Below are 17,817 nucleotides of genomic sequence, written 5' to 3'. Positions count from 1 at the left end.
CCATGGTGGCCTCCTGAACTGGTCAGGGGTGTTGCAACGACCACTAGAACCCAAGGCACCACGTCGATCCCACAAAACCCCTGGTCAGGATTTCTGTGCTCCGTCGCCGGGTGCGAAAGTTACCGTACCGGACCACCAGGGAGGCGGCCCTGGCACGCGGTCCGGGCCGTCACCCCGGGGAGGGTCCCCTAGAGACACATCCCGCCGCTCGTGCCACGGGCGCAGACCAGGGTGCGGTCGACCTGACCGACCCCGAAGCTGCCGTTGTTCTCGTCGACGGTGATGAATAGCCGCTCGCCGGCCTGGGCGTCGTCCGGCATGCCCGTGACGTCCACCCGGTAGAAGGGTTCACCGAAGTCCTGCGGTGTGCTGATCAGCGTCCAGTGCGCGGGCTCCATCCCCGCGGACTGGGACGCGACAGCCTCGACGACACCCATCGGATCCCCGGACGGCGGGACGCCCTCGTACTCACCGGTCACGTTGGCGTTCTCCCCGAAGTGGAAGAGGTGGTCGCTGAGTACCCAGCCGGTCTTGCCGTCGACGTGGATCTCCGCCCAGTAGCCCTCGTCCTCCTGGCCCGGGTTGTTCCACTCGCGTCCGGCGAGGGTGACTGCGCCGAGCCGGTCGATCTCCCCGATCTGCATGCCGTCACCGGCGGGCACGGTACGGACGGGCAGGGGCCCGCTCTCCGGGGCGAGTCCGGCGACACCGACCTCCTGCCCGGGTGTGGAGAAGTAGGTCTCCACCTGTTCGCCCGGAGGCGCGAGTTCACCGTCACCGTCCGGGTCGGGTTCATCGGGCCCCGGACCGTTCACCACGTCCTCGGGCGGGACGGCAGGATCCGCGGCGTCCGGCGCGTCCTGCGCGTCCTGGACATCCTCGGCATTCGTCCCGTTCTGGACCACGGTCTCACTGTCAGCCACGTCCCCGTCTCCCCCCGCACACGCCCCAAGCAGCAGTACTGCGCTGGCCCCAATGGCGAGGACTTCCGAACCTCGTCTGCGGGTCACCATGTCAGAAACACCTCAATCATTGTGGTTGCTCGCAATGTGATTGGTTGCACATCTGGTTACGCCATCGAAAGTTCGTCCGGCTTCGTTATCGCCGCCGCTGCGCGCAGCAACCGCCACGAACTCCTCACGGGCCAGCTCCCCGGCAAAGAAGCTTGCTTGCCGCCGGATAATGGAGCATCATAATGAGCATCATATGATTCGATACGGGATGAGACAATCATGCGAACCACAGTGACCATCGATGACGAACTCATGGACAAGGCGGCCGCCCTTTCCGGGACAACCGAGCGGTCCGCACTGCTCCGCAAAGGTCTCGAGACCTACGTCGAAATTGAGAGCGCCCGCCGTCTCGCCGCCCTCGGCGGTACCGACCCCCAGGCAACCTCAGCTCCCCGGCGAAGGGGAGGCGCCGGGTGATCCTCGTGGACACGTCGGTATGGATCGACCATCTCCACCGGGGCGATCCCCACCTTGTCGAGTGTCTCGACAATGGACTGGTCCTGAGCCACCCAGGTGTAATCGAGGAACTCGCCCTGGGGTCAATGAAGAACCGTGGCTCTGTTCTGGGGCTCCTCAGCTCCCTACGTTTCGCTCCGCAACTCACTCACGGCGAAGTGCTGACCCTCGTGGACAACCATCGACTCCGGGGCCGTGGGCTCAGTGCCATCGACGTCCATCTGCTCGGCTCAGCGCTGGTTGTGGGCGCATCGCTGTGGACCAGGGACAAGCGCCTCACAACGGCTGCTACCGATCTCGGGGTAGCACCCCCGAACCCGCCTGCGTAGCAACCGCCACGAACTCCTCACGGGCCAGCTCCCCGGCCCCGGCGGGGACGCAACCCAGCAGCGGTACCCCGGTCACACGCGGCAACTCGTCAATGTTCAGTCTCGTCGCGAGATCCATGTCGCCCTCCGCGGGACGACTGCCACCGACCAGCCCCAGCACCCGGACCCCCTCGCACAGGGCGTGCCTCACCGTCAGTTCCGCGGCGTTCAGGGAACCGAGCCCCAGTGTGGTCACCACGATCACCGGCGCGCCGAGACGCAGCGCGAGGTCACACAGCGTCCAGTTCTCGCCCATGCGCACCAGGATCCCCCCGGCGCCCTCGACCAGCAGCACGCGCTCCGGGTCTTCCGCGTCCAACTGCCACAACCACTCCGCCACCTCGTCCAACTGCGCCGGGGGCATCCCCGCCCGGCGTGCCGAGAGGTCCGGCGCCAGCGGCTCGGGGTAGCGGTGGAACCCGTGGAGTTCCGTCACCCCGCTGAGGTGCCCCACCGTCGCCAGGTCCCCCGAGTCCCCGACCTCCCCGGTCTGCACCGGCTTCGCCACGGCCACCCGTCGTCCGCGCCCCTGCAGGTTGGCGGCGATCGCGGCGGTGGTGACGGTCTTGCCGACGTCCGTTCCGGTTCCCGTGACCAGCAGAATCATCGTGGCACCGCCGTCCAGACTGCTGCCCGAACGCCGCGGCAGATCGCCGCGACCTCGTCAGAGGTGCAGGTGAAAGGTGGCATGCAGTAGACCAGTCTCCCGAAGGGCCGCAGCCACACCCCCTGGTCGATGGCCGCGTCCGTCGCCGCCGTCATCCCGGCGTCGTCGAGTGGCTGTTCCAGCTCGACGACACCGATGGCGCCCAGGACGCGGACGTCCGCCACACCCGGGACGTCCCGCAGCGGTGCCAGCCCGGCGTCGAGTTCGCCTTCAATGCGGGGCACGGTCCCACGCCAGTAGCCGGACGCGACGAGGTCGAGCGATGCGCCCGCCACCGCACAGGCCAGGGGGTTGGCCATGAACGTCGGTCCGTGCATCAGCGCGCCGCCGCCCGCGGGTGAACTGACGGCATCGGCCACCCCGTCCGTGGCGAGCGTGGCGGCCAGGGTCATCACCCCGCCGGTCAGCGCCTTGCCCACGCACAGGATATCGGGGGTGACACCTGCCCCGGACGTGGCGAAGACCTCGCCGGTGCGTCCGAACCCGGTGGCGATCTCATCGGCGATGAGCAGGACGCCGTGCCGGTCGCAGATCTCCCGTACACCGGTGAGCAGCGCGGCGTCGTGGAAACGCATGCCGCCGGCGCCCTGGACCACCGGTTCGATGATGACGGCGGCGACGGTGCCGTCGATGTGGTCGCCGAAGGCGCGCAGGTACGCGTCCTGTTCTGCCGCACTGCTTCCCCGCACGGGCGGCGCAGGGGCGAAGACCTGTTCCGTCAGCGTCCCCTCCCACAGCGAGTGCATCCCGCCGGAGGGGTCGCACACGGACATCGCGCCGAAGGTGTCCCCGTGGTACCCGGAACGCCAGGTCAGCAGCCTGGTGCGTTCGGGGTGGCCGAGCCCTTTCTGCGCCTGCAACGCCATCTTGACGGCCACCTCGACCGCCACGGACCCGGAGTCGGAGTAGAAGACCTTGGTGAGCGCGTCGTCGGTGAGGTCGAGGAGCTTCCCGGTGAGTTCCACCGCCGGGTCGTGGGTCAGGCCACCGAACATGACGTGGGGCAGGACGTCCAGCTGGCGGTGCGCGGCAGCGATGATGCCGGGGTGGCGGTGACCGTGCGCGGCGGCCCACCAGGAACTCATGCCGTCGATGAGCTGCCCGTCCCCGACAGTGAGGTACACCCCTTCCGCCGCGGTGACACGGAGGTTCTCCCGTGGCCCGGGGACGGCGGAGTAGGGGTGCCAGATGTGGTGGGCATCGACGGTGGCGGCTGTCATGCTCCTATCGTCGCCGAAACTTGAACTGTGTTCAAGTCACACGCCCGAACGACACCCGAACACTGTCTGTTACCCCGTTACATCCGTATGACACTCCGGCCCACCGTCATTTGACGTGACCATATTCCGGATGAAACCACTCCGACACCGGCGGGCGCGAGCATGGTCGGTGTCAGCAACCACACCACCGCAAAGGAACCGGACATGTCCGACCCCGTCGCAGACCAGATCGCCGCCAACATCGACACCTCGCTCAACGAGATCCAGCACCCCGCGAAGGAGACCGGCGACAGCCTCTACGGCTCCACCAAGATCTTCCCGGAGCTCTCCGCGGAGAACGGTGAATCCTACCTGACCCTGGTCCATGGTATCCCGCACGAGTCGTCCGTGACGCTCGTCGCGATCCTCCAGGCCACCCGCGCCCTGCGCAAGGGCTTCGAATCCGTCATCTACCTCTACGGACCCGGCACCCTGGCCGCCTCCGCGAACCGCGGCTTCCCCACCATCGGCACCGAGGGCTTCCCCGGGGAGACCTCCGTGAACGGCGCCCTGGAGACCTTCCTCAAGGAGGGCGGCACCGTCTTCGCCTGCCGCTTCGGCCTCGGACTCCACGGCATCCGCGAGGAGGACCTCATCGCCGGGATCGTCCCCGCCCACCCACTCGACGTCCAGGACGCGCTGGTCTACTACGCCGGCAAGGGCGCCATCATCAACTCCACCTACAACCTCTAGGAGGCCCACGATGCCGATCAAGGTCGCCTCGGTCGCCGCGAACTTCACCCGTGACCTGGAACAGAACTTCACCCTCATCGGGGACATCCTCGACGAGGCCCGGGATGCCGGCTGCGACCTGGTGGTCTTCCCCGAGGCCTCGGTCGGCGGGTACCTGTCGTCGCTGGGCAACCACGGCGACACCCTGAAGGACACGAACCGTTCCATGCCCCCGGCCATCACCCTCGACGGCCCGGAGATCGCCCGCCTTCAGGAGTTGGCGGGCGACACGGTCGTGGCCATCGGCTTCTGCGAGTTCGGGACGGACGCCGACGGCGGGGAAACGCGGTACAACGCCGCGGTCTGCCTGGACGGCTCCACCGTGTACGGCTCGTACCGCAAGGTCCACCAGCCCCTCGGTGAGAACATGTCCTACTCCGCCGGCGACGGGTACCACGCCTTCGACACCCCGGTGGGACGCATCGGACTGCAGATCTGCTACGACAAGGCCTTCCCCGAGGCCGCCCGGATGCTCGCCCTCGACGGCGCCGAGATCATCATCAGCCTCTCCGCGTGGCCGGCGGCCCGCACCGCCACGGCCGAGAACCTGCAGGAGGACCGCTGGACGTACCGGCACAACCAGTTCGACATCGCCCGGGCCCTGGACAACCAGGTGTTCTGGGTCGCCTCGAACCAGGCGGGCACGTTCGGCTCACTGCGCTACGTCGGCAACGCCAAGATCGTCGATCCCGGCGGGAACATCCTGGCCAACACCTACCTCGACGCCGGCCTGGCCATCGCCGACATCGACCCGGACGGGACCTTCCGCACGATGCGCGCCGGAATGTTCCACCTGCGGGACCGGCGTCCGGACATCTACGGCCCGGTGGCGGAGGAAGGCACCGAGAACGTCAACGGGTGGAGGCAGCTCTCCCATGCCTGAGATGTCCTTCACCGTCCGCTGGCCGGACGGCACACAACGCAGCTACTACTCCCCCAGCCTCGTCGTCCACGATCACCTGACCACCGGCGCCGACTACACGGTCGACGACTTCGTGCAACGGAGCACCACCGCCATGACCCGGGCCAGCGACCGGGTCCGCGCGAAGTTCGGTGTCGCCTGCACCTCGGCCGCGGAGACCACGGCCCGGATCCACGCGGACGCCGGACGCTGGCCCGGTGGCGGGGACGCCGTCCGGGTCACTGCACTGGAACCCCCGCTGCCCAGTTGAACCACGGAAAGGCCGAACCATGAAGAACACCGAGATCCACGACGGCGACCACACCGGCACCGCCATCGTCGGTGGCGGGCAGGCGGGGCTCTCCGTCAGCCATGAACTCCTCGCCGCCGGCGAGGACCACGTTGTCCTCGAGAAGGACACGGTCGTGCACCAGTGGCGCGACGCCCGCTGGGACAATTTCACCCTCGTCACCCCGAACTGGCACTGCCGCCTGCCGGGCTACGCCTACGAGGGCCCGCTGCCGGACGGCTTCATGGGCCGCGACGAGGTCTACGGATGGGTTCGCGGCTACGCGGACTCCTTCGACTTCCCCGTGGCGGAGGGGGTCGCGGTCACCCTGGTCACGCGGGACGCGCCGGACGGACCGTTCCACCTCACCACCAGTGCAGGCACCATCACCGCCGACCGCGTCGTCTCCGCGACCGGCGGATACCACACCCCGTCCTACCCCTCCTGGGCGTCCGACCTGCCGGACCGTATCACCCAGATCCACTCCCACGACTACCGCAACCCGGACCAGCTGCCCGACGGCGGCGTCCTGGTCGTCGGTACCGGGCAGTCCGGCACCCAGATCGCCGAGGACCTGTTCATCGCCGGACGCACCGTCCACCTCGCACTCGGCCACGCCCCCCGGGTGGCCCGCTTCTACCGCGGCATGGACTGCATGACCTGGCTGGCCAGGATGGGCATCTACGACATCCCCGCGGAAACCAGGGGACTGTCCAAGCGCGAGTCCACCAACCACTACGTCACCGGACGCGACGGTGGCCGCGACATCGACCTGCGCGCCTTCGCCCTGCGTGGCATGGGCCTGCACGGCCGGGCGCTCGGTGTGCAGGACGGGTCCATCGTCTTCGACGACACCGTCGCCGAGAAGCTCGACCACGCCGACTCCGTCGCCGAGTCCATCAAGAACGACATCGACGCCTTCATCGAACGCGAGGGCATCGACGCCCCCGTCGAGCGCCGTTACGAACCAGTGTGGACACCGGAGAGCGATCCCGGTCCCCTGCCGCTCGACGGGATAGGCACCGTCATCTGGTCCAACGGCTTCCGCTCGGACTGGAGCTGGCTCGGCGACCTGCCCGTCCTCGACGCCCACGGCCACCCCGCCCACGACCGTGGGGAGACGGCGGTCCCCGGCTTCTTCTTCATCGGCCTGCCCTGGCTGCACACCTGGGGGTCCGGCCGCTTCCTCGGGGTCGCCGAGGACGCCCGGCACATCGTCTCCCGGATGGGTGTCCCCGCATGGTCCTGACCGTATCCACCGCCGCCGCCCATTTCGGACGGGACACCGGCCGTGCCCTGCGCAAGATCGAAGGCATGATCCGGCACGCCCACACGTCCGGGGCCGGACTCCTGGTCCTGCCGAGTGCGGCGATCGGTGGATACATCGGCGACCTGAGGGACCCCAGCGGCCCCGACGCCGACCTGCCCCCGGCGGTCGACCTCGACGGCCCCGAGATTGCCGCGGTCACGGCCGCGGCGGGAGACCTCGTGGTCTGCCTCGGCGTCACCGAACGCGGTCCGGACGGGGCCCGCTACAACACGGCGGTCTGCCTCGACGGCGGCGGGATCCTGGGCACGCACCGCAAAGTGCACCTGCCGCTGAACGAGTCGCGGGTCTACACCGCCGGAACGGACTTCCGCCCCTTCGAGACACCGGTCGGACGCATCGGGTTGATGACCGACTTCGACAAGACCTTCCCCGAGGCCGCCCGCACCCTCGCCCTCGACGGGGCGAAGCTCATCGCCTGTCTCTCGGCCTGGCCCGCCAGCGTCACCCGGCGCGCCGACCGGCTCGCCAATGACCGGCAGGCGCACCTGTTCGACCTCTACGACTGTGCCCGGGCCGCGGAGAACCAGGCCTACGTCGTCTCATCGAACCAGACCGGTGCGTTCGAGGGCCTGCGGTTCCTCGGCCAGGCGAAGATCGTCGACCCGGCCGGGGAGATCCTGGGCAAGACCTGGTCGAAGAGTGGCGTGGTGACCCTGGGCATCGACATCGACGCCGGCGTCTACACCGCCCGCAGGCAGATGAACCACCTGCGGCAGCGCAGTACCCGGGCGTACCGGCTGGCACCGGAAGGGGGCTGAGACCATGCACATCGCGCAGTTGACCTACTCGACCAAACCCCGCGGCGGGGTGGTGCACACCCTGGCGCTCGCCGAGGAACTCGCGGCCCGCGGCCACCGTGTGGAGGTGTGGACGCTGGCCCGCGGCGGGGACGAGACGTTCTTCCGTCCGGTCTCCCCGGACGTCGAGGTCCACGCCGTGGAGTTCCCCGATGTGGAGGACGAGAGCGTCGGTGAGCGAATTGAGCGGTCGATCACGACGATGGCCTCCGCGTTCGATTCCTCCGCGGACATCGTCCACGCCCAGGACTGCATCTCCGCCAATGCGGTGATGGACACCGGACGGCCCTGCATCCGTACCATCCACCATCTCGACGATTTCACCACGCCGCGGCTGGTGGAGTGCCACGACCGCGCGGTCCGTGAGCCGGCCGCACTGTTGTGTGTGTCGGACGCGGTGGCGTCCCAGGTCCGCGAGAGGTACGGGTCCACCCCGGAGGTGATCCCCAACGGTGTGGACGCCGCCCGGTTCGCCCGGGCCGCCGGGCCGGAGGGTGCGGCCGGCCGGATGCGGTTCCGCGAACGGCTCGGAGACTACGTCCTGGCCCTGGGCGGGATTGAGCCGCGTAAGGGGTCCATCGACCTGCTGGAGGGGTTCGCCAACCTCCGGGATTCGCGTCCCCGCCTGTGCGACGGGGTCTCCCTGGTCTTCGGCGGTGGCGAGACCCTCTTCGACTACCGGCCCTACCGCACCGACTTCGACCGGCGGGCCCGGGAGCTGGACATCGAGCCGGTCATCCTCGGGACACTCGCCGACGATGAGGTCCCGGCCCTGGTCGCCACGGCCCGGGCCCTGGGGTTCGTCTCCCTCAACGAGGGCTTCGGGTTGGCGGCGATGGAAGCGCTCGCTGCGGGTGTCCCGGTCGTGGCCAGGGATATCCCGGTGGTCCATGACGTCTTCGGGGACGCGGTCACCTACGCCTCGGACCCGGTCGGTATCGGCCACCGTCTGGGCAGGGTGCTCGCCGAGGGTCCGCGTGCCGAACGGCAGGCCCTGGGACGCCAACTCGCCAAGGCCCACACCTGGTCGGCCGCGGCAGAACTCCACGAGCGGTTCTACGAACGGACGGCAGCATGCGCCAGTCCATAGCCTCCATCATCCTCGACGCCGGGAGGGATTCCCCCGACTCCGCCGCCGTCATCGACCACACCGGGACCCTGACCAGGGAGGACCTGGCACACCGTGCGCTCCGCCTGGCACACTCCCTGCGGAGTTCCGGGGTCCGCCCCGACGACACCGTCACCGTCTCCTTCCCCCACCGCCGGGACCGCGAGACCGTGATCGCCTGCTGCGCGGTGTGGATCGCCGGCGGACGGCCACTGCCCCTGGACCCTGATCTTCCCGGTGAGCAGCGCCGCGCCCTTCTGGACCTCGTGTCGCCGGCGGCCGCCCTCGGGCCCGATCCCGTCGACCCGTCCGGGCCCGGCACTTCTCCGGAGACGCTGCCGGATGCCGCCGCGTCCTCCTGGAAGGCCGTGGCGACCTCCGGGTCGACGGGCCGTCCCAAGGTCGTCGCCGCGTCCGCACCCGCGCTGATGGACCCGGACGAGCCTGTCGCGTCCTTCCTGCCCACCGGTGGCGTGCAGCTCGTCAGCGCCCCCCTGTTCCGCTCCGCGCCCTTCACCTACGCCTTCCGGGGGCTGTTCACCGGCCATACGCTGGTGATCCAGGACGGGGACTCCCCCGAGGAGTGGCTGGATTCGATGGCCCGGCACCGCATCACGTGGACCATGACCTCCCCGGCGTTCCTCCACCGGCTGACGGGGTTGCCGCGGGACGTGCGGGATGCCGCGGACCTCTCCCGCCTGGACACCCTGGTGCACATCGGCGCACCATGTCCCCCTGCCCTGAAACGCGAGGTCATCGGTTGGCTCGGGCCCGACCGTGTGGTCGAGGTCTACGCCGGATCGGAGTCCAACGGGCTCAGCGTCATCGACGGCCACGACTGGCTCGGGCATCCGGGGAGTGTGGGCACAGGCTCCGGTGGAACACGGTTCGCCGTGCGGTCCCCCGACGGGCGTGACCTGCCCACCGGTGAGACCGGCGTGGTGTGGATGCACCGTGGGGAGAAGGCGTCCTACCGCTACATCGGGGCGTCCACCCGGCGCGATCCCGACGGGTGGGACACCCTCGGCGACCTGGGGTACCTCGACGCCGACGGCTACCTGTACCTCGTCGACCGGGAGGCCGACATGGTCGTCCGCGACGGCGCATCCGTCTACCCCGCGCAGGTGGAGGCCAGGGCACTGCAGCATCCCGGCGTGCAGGACGCCGTGGCCTTCGGCTTCCCGGAGCCGCACGGCCCCCGTCTCGGTGTCGTCGTGCAGACCGGGGCCGACCCACCGGAGATATCCGGCGCCGACCGGACCTGGGCCGTCGACCGCCCACTGCGCGACGCCGCCGGGAAAACCTCCCGCCGGCGATGGGCAGCCACACTGACCACACCGACCACACCACTGAACCCTCAGGAGACGTCATGACAACCACGGACACCTCACCTGACACCTCCCCCGTGACCAACCGCGTGCGACTCGCCCTGCTGGGCGTCCGCAGCGACGCGCCGGTGACCCGCAGCGGCGGCGCCGGCCCCAGCGACGACGGCCACTTCCTTCTCAACGGACTGGGTGCCGCCATCCCCCGCAACCCCGACAGCCCGTTCGTGCTCGACGGCACCGGGCGCATCTCCGCCGACGGCGCGGACCTCGGATTCGATGTGGAGCCCGTCGCCCGCCCCCGCTTCTACGACCTCAGCACCGCCGACGGTGTGGCCTACGAGAAGATCGCCAAACTCCACGGCAAGGACGTCCTGGCCACCACCGTCGTCCAGACCTGCATGCGCTACGACGAGAGCGAACGATGCCGGTTCTGCGCCATCGAGGAATCCCTGAACCGCGGCACCACCGTGGCGGTGAAGACTCCCGCCATGCTCGCCGAGGTCGCCGAAGCAGCCCACCGGCTCGACGGTGTCAGCCAGATGGTGATGACGACCGGCACCTCCCGGGGCCGGGACCGGGGTGCGCGTCACCTGGCGCGCTGCGTGCGGGCGATCAAGGACGCGGTCCCCGACCTGCAGATCCAGGTGCAGTGCGAGCCACCGGCGGAGTTGTCGACCATCACCGACCTGCACGACGCCGGTGCGGGATCCATCGGCATCCACGTCGAGTCCATGGACGACGGGGTGCGTCGCCGCTGGACGCCCGGCAAGTCGCGGGTGCCGCTGGACGAGTACCGGGCCGCCTGGCGTGAGGCGGTACGGGTCTTCGGGTGGAACCAGGTGTCCACCTACCTCATCCTCGGGCTCGGGGAAAAGGACGACGAGGTTGTCGCGGCCGCCGGTGAACTCATCGACATGGGGGTCTACCCGTTCGTGGTGCCGTTCCGGCCGCTCGCCGGCACCCTGGCCACCGACGTCGACCGGGTTCCCGCCCCGGACGCCGACCGGGTCGCCGAGGTCACCCGCCGGGTCGCCGACCGGTTGCGGGCGGCGGGCATGCGCGGTGAGGACCAGCGGGCCGGCTGTGCCGCCTGTGGTGCGTGCAGTGCCCTGAACAGTGCGGGGGCCTGCAGTGCTTGACATTCCGTTGCTGACCGGAGCGGCACCGCAGACTCCACCGCGCACGTGGCGGATTGTGCGGCCGGATGCCGCCGAACTGATGGCCTACCGGCGTATGCGCCACGAGGTGTTCGTGGAGCACCAGGGCATCTTCGATTCCACGGACCTCGACTGGGCCGACGAGGACGCCCGCACCGTGGTGCTGGTCGCCGTCACAGGCGACGGATCCGTGCTCGGCGGCGTGCGACTGACCCCGCACGACGACGGACCGGACATCGGCTGGTGGAAAGGCGACCGTCTGGTGGTCCGCCCCGACGCCCAGCATGTCCGGGGCATCGGCACAGCCCTTGTCCGCCGGGCGTGCACCACAGCTGAACAGCTCGGTGTCCTGCGCTTCGACGCCACGGTGCAGGCAGCCAACGAGGACATGTTCACACAGCTGGGCTGGGAGACCACCGGCCATGGACTGTTCTTCGGGGTTCCCCACGTGTCCATGCGATGGCCTCTGCACCGGGTCCGTGACCTTCTGGCGGCAACCAAGCAGCCATTGGGGCAGCTGCTGTCGGTGTTCTCCGTATTGTCAGGAGGCCCGGACGGATCTGCGTCACTCGGTGGCGCGGGGTTCGTCGGTGACGACGGCGCGCCCGTCCCCGGCAGTGATCTCGTCGCCGCCTGCGACGCGATCCTCCCGGCCATGGTCGACGCTGATCCCCGCTGGGCCGGGTGGTGCTCGGTGCTGGTGAACCTCAACGACCTTTCCGCGATGGGGGCTGAGCCGGTGGGGCTGCTGGACTCTGTGGCCGGGTACGACGGTGTGGACGTGGGCCGGGTACTCCAGGGGATGGCGGACGCCGCAGCCGCCTGGGGTGTCCCGGTTCTCGGTGGTCACACCCAGACAGGCGCGGCGCCGTCCCTGTCGGTGACGGCCCTGGGACGCACCGACCGGCCCGTCCCCGGCGGGGGTGGATCCATCGGCGATGACCTGAGCCTGACCGTTGACCTGGCAGGGCGCTGGCGTCCCGGATTCGAGGGACGGCAATGGGACTCCACGTCCTTCCGTACCGGGGAGGAACTGCGGCACCTCGGGGGTCTTGTCGCGGATGCCCGACCGTCCGCGGCGAAGGACGTGAGCATGGCGGGCATCGTGGGAACCTCCGGCATGCTCGCCGAAGCGTCCGGCACCGGCGTGACCCTGGATGTCTCCGCGATCCCGCGGCCGGACGGGACCACCGCCGGCGACTGGATGACCTGTTTCCCCGGCTTCGGCATGCTCACCGCCGATGCGCCGGGGACGGGTCGGATGGGCTCCCCATTGGCGGAGACTGCAGTGATCGGCCGTCTGACCCGGGAACCCGGGGTGCGTTTCCGTTGGCCCGATGGGGAGGAGACCGAGATCGCAACCACAGTCACCGGCCTCGGCAAAGTCACCGCAGTCCGTGCCGGCGAACACGGGTGACCAGAACTCTCCCCGGGGAACGGCGGTGAGGGCCTCCTTGCGCCACCCCCGGTTTAGTCGCAGGTCGTGTAGGGGTGCCATCGCAAATGGTCGGGTGTGCATGACAAATGGTCGGTTTCAGCCAGTGAACCGACAATTTGCGATGCACACCAGACAAGTTGTCATGCACACTCCGGCGATCACGCCATCACGGTGGAGTTTCGGCGCAGCAGAGCAATGCGGCAAACAGGACGGATCGCGCGGAGGCACCGAAGAGGCTGTGAGTCTCAATCCAGGTCCAGGCCAATGTCCAGGGCCGTGACCGAGTGGGTGAGCGCACCGACCGCCAGTGAATCCACCCCTGCGGCGGCGTACCCACCAGCCACCTCCAGGCTCAGTCCGCCCGAGGACTCCAGCAGGACACCAGGCGCGATCCCGTCACGTAGACGCACCGCCTCCTCCGTGTCCTCGACCGTGAAGTTGTCCAGGAGAACCTGGTGCGGTGGGGTGTCCAGCCCCAGCACCCCACGCAACTGTCCCAGGTCATCGACCTCGACCTCGCACCACAGATCCGGGTTCCGGGCACGCACAGCGCAGTACGCTGACACCACACCTCCCCCGGCGACACCATGGTTGTCCTTCACCATCGCCTGGTCGGAGAGGTTGTAGCGGTGCGGGGAGCCACCGCCGTGCACCACCGCCCGCTTCTGGAGCAGGCGCAATCCGGGAAGGGTCTTGCGGGAATCACGCACGACCACGCCCGTCCCCACAGCAGACACCCACCGCGCCGTGTGCGTCGCCACGCCGGAGGCATGCGACAGCACATTGAGCACCGTGCGCTCCAGCTGCAGCATCGCGCGGACCGGCCCGGTCAGCACACCGACCACCGAGCCCGGCGCGGCACGTGCCCCGTTGGTCACCGGGTCCTCCAGGTCAACGTGGCCACCGAGGACCTCCAGGTAGGGCGGCTCACCAGCTGCAGCGAGAACTGCGGCGACGGCGTCCACCCCGGAGACCACCCCGTCCTGCCGCGCCACGAGCAGTCCCCGACCATGGAGGTCGGCGGGCACCGTCGCCAGCGTGGTGGCGTCCCCGGAGGCGATGTCCTCGGTCAACGCCACCCGTGCCAGTGCAGAGAACACTCCCGGATCGGCTCCCAGGTCACCCAGGTCGGTCACGGGCAGGGAAGGACGACTCACTCCCCGCCTCCCGGTGTCCCGACGGAGATCATCCGCTCCACGGCCAGGCGCGCCTGGGCAGCCACGTCCGGCGCCACGTCCACCTCGTCCGCGCCCAGCGCCAGGCAGCGCAGCAGCGCCGCCGGGGTGATCATCTTCATGTAGGGACACGATGCACGCTCGTTGACCGGGGCGAAGTCCACGTCCGGCGCGACGCCCTTGAGCTGGTGCAGCATGCCGATCTCCGTGGCGACAAGGACCTTGCCGCGTCCCGCGTCCGCCGCGGTCTTCGCCGAGGTCAGCATCTCGCCGGTCGAGAGCATGTGCACCCTGCCCGGGTCGATCACACCCTCGCCCGCCAGGTAGATCGCCGAGTTCGCGCACCCGCACTCCGGGTGGATGAACAGGTCCGCGTCCGGGCTCTCCTCGGCCCGGCGGGCGAGCTCCGGCCCGGAGATCCCGGCGTGGACGTGGCATTCCCCCGCCCACACGTGGATGTTGTCCCGCCCGGTCCGGCGCCGCACGTGCGCACCCAGGAACTGGTCGGGGCCGAAGAGGATCTCCCTGTCCTCCGGCAGGCCGGCGACCACGTCCACCGCGTTGGAGCTGGTGCAGCACACATCGGTCAGCCCTTTCACCGCGGCGGTGGTGTTGATGTAGCTTACCACCAGCGCATCCGGGTGTTCGGCCTTCCACTCCGCCAGTTCCCCGGCGCTCAGTGAGTCCGCCAGCGAGCAGCCCGCCGCCTCGTCCGGGATCAGGACGGTCTTCTCCGGCGACAGGATCTTCGCCGTCTCCGCCATGAAGTGCACCCCGCAGAACACGATCACGTCCGCGTCTGTCTCCGAGGCGATCCGCGACAGTGCCAGGGAGTCACCCGTGTGGTCGGCGATGTCCTGGATCTCGGGCAGTTCGTAGTTGTGGGCGAGGATCACGGCATTGCGCGCCTTCTTCAGCCGGTGGATCTCGGCCGCCCAGGCACCGTCGCCGGCAACCCCTTCCCACCGTCCGATGTCGCCCTCCGGCCCGGCGTGTCCCGGTGCCCGGAAAACCCCCTCCAACAAGGGGCTTCCGAATTGTTCAACAGTCGTCGCAGTCATGACGCACGATGATATCGGAAACCACCACGCGCGGGACCGGTTCACGAACTATCGTGAGCAGAGTGAGCACTCCACGACCAGCCGTGCGCGAGGCTGTAGCGCACCTCGACGCCCCATTCTCCGTCCTTGACCTGGACAGTGCGGTGGCCAACGCCGCCGACATGGTCCGGCGCGCCAACGGGACGCCCATCCGGCTCGCCACGAAGTCGGTGCGCATCCGCCGCCTGATCGAGCGGCTGCTCACCGTGGACGGCATCCAGGGCCTCCTGTCGTACTCCCTCGGTGAGGCACTCTGGCTGGTCGACGAGGGCCTGTGCGAGGACGGCACGGACATCCTCGTGGCCTACCCCAGCACCAACAAACAGGATCTCCACCTGCTGACCTGCGAGGAGAAGAACCTGCGGTCGATCACCGTGATGGTGGACTCCGTGGAGCACCTCGACTACATCGACTCGGTCGCCCCGCCCGCCGAACGCGGTGTGATCCGGGTGTGCATCGACGTCGACGCGTCCCTCTCCTTCGGCCCGGTGCACCTCGGGGCCCGGCGATCCCCGGTGCACACCGTGGAGCAGGCCCGGGCCCTGGCCGAGGCGGTCAGTGACCGCGACGGCTTCCAGCTGGTCGGGATCATGGCCTACGAGGGCCAGATCGCCGGCACCACGGACACCTCCCCCGCGGTCGCCGCCGTCAAGCGGATATCCGCGCGGGAGCTGGCCGGACGCCGCGCCGAGGTCGTGAGGGCCGTCTCCGCCGTCGACGGTGAGTTGGAGTTCGTCAACGGCGGCGGCACCGGGTCCATCGAATCCACCGCGTCCGAGGACGTGGTCACCGAGATCGGCGCGGGCTCCGGCGTCGTCGGCCCCGGCCTCTTCGACAACTACACGACCTTCCTGCCGTTGTCGGCGGAGTGGTTCGTGCTGCCGGTGGTGCGCCGCCCCGCCCCCGACTTCATCACCGTCGCCGGCGGCGGACGCATCGCCTCCGGCATCCCCGGGGCCGACCGCGTCCCGGTCGTCGACTTCCCCCGGGGACTGAAGCTGACCCCCATGGAGGGCGCCGGGGAGGTGCAGACCCCCTTGCGCGGGGACGTCGCCGCAGCGATGAAACTCGGCGACCACGTGTGGTTCCGGCACGCCAAGGCCGGTGAGCAGACCGAGTACACCGACACGGTGCTCGTCGTCAGTGACGGCGACATCCTCGACGAATGGCCCACCTACCGCGGCGAGGGCCGGAGCTTCACATGAGATGGCACAACTGGTCCGGCGGGCAGACCGCCGAGCCCTTCCGCCTCGAACAGCCGGAGACCGAGGCGGACGTGATCGCACTGGTCCAGCGGGCCGCGGAGGAGGGACGCCGCGTCAAGGCCGTGGGTGCGGGGCACTCCTTCACCCCGGTCGCCGTCACCGACGGTGTGCTGGTCAACCTCGACAACCTGTCGGGTGTCGTCAACGTCGACCGTGGGGCCATGGAGGTCACCTTCCTCGCCGGGACGCGCCTGCGGGACGTCCCCGCCCTGCTGCGCCCGCACGGTCTCGCCCTGGCGAACCAGGGTGACGTGGACCCGCAGTCGATCGCCGGGGCGGTGTCCACCGGCACCCACGGCACCGGGATCGGATTGACCGGGTTCGCGGGCATGGTCCGGGGCCTGCGCACCATCACCGCCGACGGCCGGGTCCACGACACCGGCCCCGGTGACCCCCTCTTCGACTACGGCCGTGTCAGCATCGGCGCACTTGGCATCGTCACCCGGATCACCATGTCCGTCGTGGACACCTTCGCCCTCGCCGCAGTGGAGAAGGCCGAGGCACTGGAACCGGTGTACACCGACTTCCCCGCCCGTGCCCGGGCCGTGGACCACCTGGAGTACTACTGGTTCCCCGGCACGGACGTCGCCCACGTGAAGACCAACACCCGGCACCGTATCGACGAGCTCGATTCCCTGCCCGGGCCCGTGCCCCGCTGGAAGTCTCTGGTCGACGACGAACTGGTCAGCAACGTGGCCTACGGTGCGATGTGCCGGCTGATGCACCATCTCCCCGCCACCACCCCTGCCCTGAACAGACTGTCCGCGGCGACACTGGCCCAGCGCGAGTACGCCGATACCGCGCACAATGTCTTCGTCTCCCCGCGACGTGTCAGGTTCAACGAGATGGAGTACGCCGTCCCCCTCGACGATGCCCCCGAGGTCCTCTCCGAGGTCCACCGGGCCATCGACTCGTCGGGCCTGGCGGTCGGCTTCCCCATCGAGGTGCGGTGCACCGGCGCGGACAGCGTCCCCCTGTCCACCGCCAACGGCCGCGAGTCCTGCTACATCGCCACGCACCGTTACCGCAGGGACGACTACCGCGAACTCTTCGCCGTGGTGGAGCCGATCCTCGTCGCAGCGGGAGGCCGTCCCCACTGGGGCAAGCTGCACACCCTCGACCACGATGGCCTCGCCGCCGTCCACCCTGACCTGCAGGCCGTCGGTGCCCTGCGCGCAGAAATCGACCCGGACGGCATATTCCGCAACCCCATGGTCGACCGGGTCTTCGGGCTCTAGGAGCGTGGGTCTTTACCTTGTTCCCTGTGTCGGCCCGCTGCAGGGAATGTACCGGTGCTCTGACCGGCCGGTGCCTGCCCTGGCCCTGCTCCACCGGAGAGGAACTGGAGTGAGGAGAGGGGCCCATCGGCAACTTCGCACCGCTTTGGCCACTTCTTCTTAAGCCGATGTGCCGAAACCGGTGCGGTGCCGCCGG

At 69.4% G+C, this 17,817-nt stretch carries 18 protein-coding genes; 13 read left to right on the top strand and 5 right to left on the bottom strand.

Annotated elements, in window-relative coordinates; genetic code table 11:
- Window positions 1-188: 188 nt before the first annotated feature.
- Window positions 189-923, bottom strand: coding sequence for an SH3 domain-containing protein (locus tag ACTIL2_RS04375; protein WP_442336238.1), 735 nt, complete (start codon window positions 921-923; stop codon window positions 189-191).
- A 309-nt stretch (window positions 924-1,232) separates the two neighbouring features.
- Between ACTIL2_RS04375 and ACTIL2_RS04370 the strand changes: the two genes are divergently transcribed.
- Together ACTIL2_RS04370 and ACTIL2_RS04365 are read left to right on the top strand one after the other, a co-directional pair.
- Window positions 1,233-1,430 carry a type II toxin-antitoxin system VapB family antitoxin gene (locus ACTIL2_RS04370; RefSeq protein ID WP_442336237.1) on the top strand — a complete coding sequence of 66 codons (198 nt, stop codon included), beginning with the start codon at window positions 1,233-1,235 and terminating at the stop codon, window positions 1,428-1,430.
- A complete protein-coding gene (locus ACTIL2_RS04365) occupies window positions 1,427-1,798 on the top strand; it encodes a type II toxin-antitoxin system VapC family toxin (protein ID WP_442336236.1) in 372 nt (123 codons plus the stop codon). Before ACTIL2_RS04370 ends, ACTIL2_RS04365 begins: the two co-directional genes overlap by 4 nt.
- Here ACTIL2_RS04365 and bioD read toward each other — a convergent pair.
- Complete coding sequence (gene bioD / locus ACTIL2_RS04360) at window positions 1,758-2,444, bottom strand: dethiobiotin synthase (RefSeq protein WP_442336235.1); 687 nt, start codon at window positions 2,442-2,444, stop codon at window positions 1,758-1,760. The two genes, ACTIL2_RS04365 and bioD, sit on opposite strands and share 41 nt — an antisense overlap.
- Window positions 2,441-3,724 carry an adenosylmethionine--8-amino-7-oxononanoate transaminase gene (locus ACTIL2_RS04355; protein ID WP_442336234.1) on the bottom strand — a complete coding sequence of 428 codons (1,284 nt, stop codon included), beginning with the start codon at window positions 3,722-3,724 and terminating at the stop codon, window positions 2,441-2,443. Before ACTIL2_RS04355 ends, bioD begins: the two co-directional genes overlap by 4 nt.
- Before the next feature lie 204 nt (window positions 3,725-3,928).
- Here ACTIL2_RS04355 and ACTIL2_RS04350 point away from each other — a divergent pair, with 204 nt between their 5' ends.
- From ACTIL2_RS04350 to ACTIL2_RS04310, 9 genes are read left to right on the top strand one after another with little or no spacing between them, the layout of a single operon-like run.
- The gene (locus ACTIL2_RS04350) at window positions 3,929-4,456 is read left to right on the top strand and encodes an MSMEG_0572/Sll0783 family nitrogen starvation response protein (protein ID WP_442336233.1); all 528 of its coding nucleotides are present in this window, start codon (window positions 3,929-3,931) and stop codon (window positions 4,454-4,456) included.
- 10 nt (window positions 4,457-4,466) lie between these two features.
- Window positions 4,467-5,378 (top strand): carbon-nitrogen hydrolase family protein, encoded by a 912-nt coding sequence (locus ACTIL2_RS04345; protein WP_442336232.1) that lies wholly within the window; start codon window positions 4,467-4,469, stop codon window positions 5,376-5,378.
- A complete protein-coding gene (locus ACTIL2_RS04340; RefSeq protein ID WP_442336231.1) occupies window positions 5,371-5,667 on the top strand; it encodes an MSMEG_0570 family nitrogen starvation response protein in 297 nt (98 codons plus the stop codon). Before ACTIL2_RS04345 ends, ACTIL2_RS04340 begins: the two co-directional genes overlap by 8 nt.
- Window positions 5,668-5,686: 19 nt before the next feature.
- On the top strand, window positions 5,687-6,934 hold the full coding sequence (locus ACTIL2_RS04335) for an MSMEG_0569 family flavin-dependent oxidoreductase (RefSeq protein WP_442336230.1): 1,248 nt from the start codon (window positions 5,687-5,689) through the stop codon (window positions 6,932-6,934).
- The gene (locus ACTIL2_RS04330) at window positions 6,925-7,773 is read left to right on the top strand and encodes a carbon-nitrogen hydrolase family protein (protein WP_442336229.1); all 849 of its coding nucleotides are present in this window, start codon (window positions 6,925-6,927) and stop codon (window positions 7,771-7,773) included. Before ACTIL2_RS04335 ends, ACTIL2_RS04330 begins: the two co-directional genes overlap by 10 nt.
- Before the next feature lie 4 nt (window positions 7,774-7,777).
- Window positions 7,778-8,902 (top strand): MSMEG_0565 family glycosyltransferase, encoded by a 1,125-nt coding sequence (locus ACTIL2_RS04325; protein ID WP_442336228.1) that lies wholly within the window; start codon window positions 7,778-7,780, stop codon window positions 8,900-8,902.
- The gene (locus ACTIL2_RS04320) at window positions 8,887-10,293 is read left to right on the top strand and encodes an AMP-binding protein (RefSeq protein ID WP_442336227.1); all 1,407 of its coding nucleotides are present in this window, start codon (window positions 8,887-8,889) and stop codon (window positions 10,291-10,293) included. The genes ACTIL2_RS04325 and ACTIL2_RS04320 overlap by 16 nt, the downstream gene beginning before the upstream one ends.
- Window positions 10,290-11,387 carry an MSMEG_0568 family radical SAM protein gene (locus tag ACTIL2_RS04315; protein WP_442336226.1) on the top strand — a complete coding sequence of 366 codons (1,098 nt, stop codon included), beginning with the start codon at window positions 10,290-10,292 and terminating at the stop codon, window positions 11,385-11,387. Before ACTIL2_RS04320 ends, ACTIL2_RS04315 begins: the two co-directional genes overlap by 4 nt.
- On the top strand, window positions 11,380-12,822 hold the full coding sequence (locus ACTIL2_RS04310; RefSeq protein WP_442336225.1) for an MSMEG_0567/sll0787 family protein: 1,443 nt from the start codon (window positions 11,380-11,382) through the stop codon (window positions 12,820-12,822). Before ACTIL2_RS04315 ends, ACTIL2_RS04310 begins: the two co-directional genes overlap by 8 nt.
- A 266-nt stretch (window positions 12,823-13,088) precedes the next feature.
- Here the strand turns inward: ACTIL2_RS04310 and nadC are convergent, their stop codons facing one another.
- Together nadC and nadA are read right to left on the bottom strand one after the other, a co-directional pair.
- On the bottom strand, window positions 13,089-14,000 hold the full coding sequence (gene nadC, locus ACTIL2_RS04305; RefSeq protein ID WP_442336224.1) for a carboxylating nicotinate-nucleotide diphosphorylase: 912 nt from the start codon (window positions 13,998-14,000) through the stop codon (window positions 13,089-13,091).
- Window positions 13,997-15,079: a quinolinate synthase NadA gene (gene nadA, locus ACTIL2_RS04300; protein ID WP_442336223.1), complete on the bottom strand. Its 1,083-nt coding sequence runs from the start codon at window positions 15,077-15,079 to the stop codon at window positions 13,997-13,999. Before nadA ends, nadC begins: the two co-directional genes overlap by 4 nt.
- Window positions 15,080-15,141: 62 nt before the next feature.
- On the opposite strand from nadA, the gene ACTIL2_RS04295 reads away from it, so the two are divergent.
- Complete coding sequence (locus ACTIL2_RS04295) at window positions 15,142-16,323, top strand: amino acid deaminase/aldolase (RefSeq protein WP_442336222.1); 1,182 nt, start codon at window positions 15,142-15,144, stop codon at window positions 16,321-16,323.
- The gene (locus ACTIL2_RS04290; protein ID WP_442336221.1) at window positions 16,320-17,621 is read left to right on the top strand and encodes a D-arabinono-1,4-lactone oxidase; all 1,302 of its coding nucleotides are present in this window, start codon (window positions 16,320-16,322) and stop codon (window positions 17,619-17,621) included. The genes ACTIL2_RS04295 and ACTIL2_RS04290 overlap by 4 nt, the downstream gene beginning before the upstream one ends.
- Window positions 17,622-17,817 lie beyond the last annotated feature (196 nt).

The organism is Corynebacterium sp., from assembly GCF_052107835.1.
In the GTDB taxonomy this organism is placed as follows: domain Bacteria; phylum Actinomycetota; class Actinomycetes; order Mycobacteriales; family Mycobacteriaceae; genus Corynebacterium.
The sequence above is the reverse complement of the archived record's forward strand: the minus strand, read 5'-3'. Positions and strand labels throughout refer to the sequence as shown.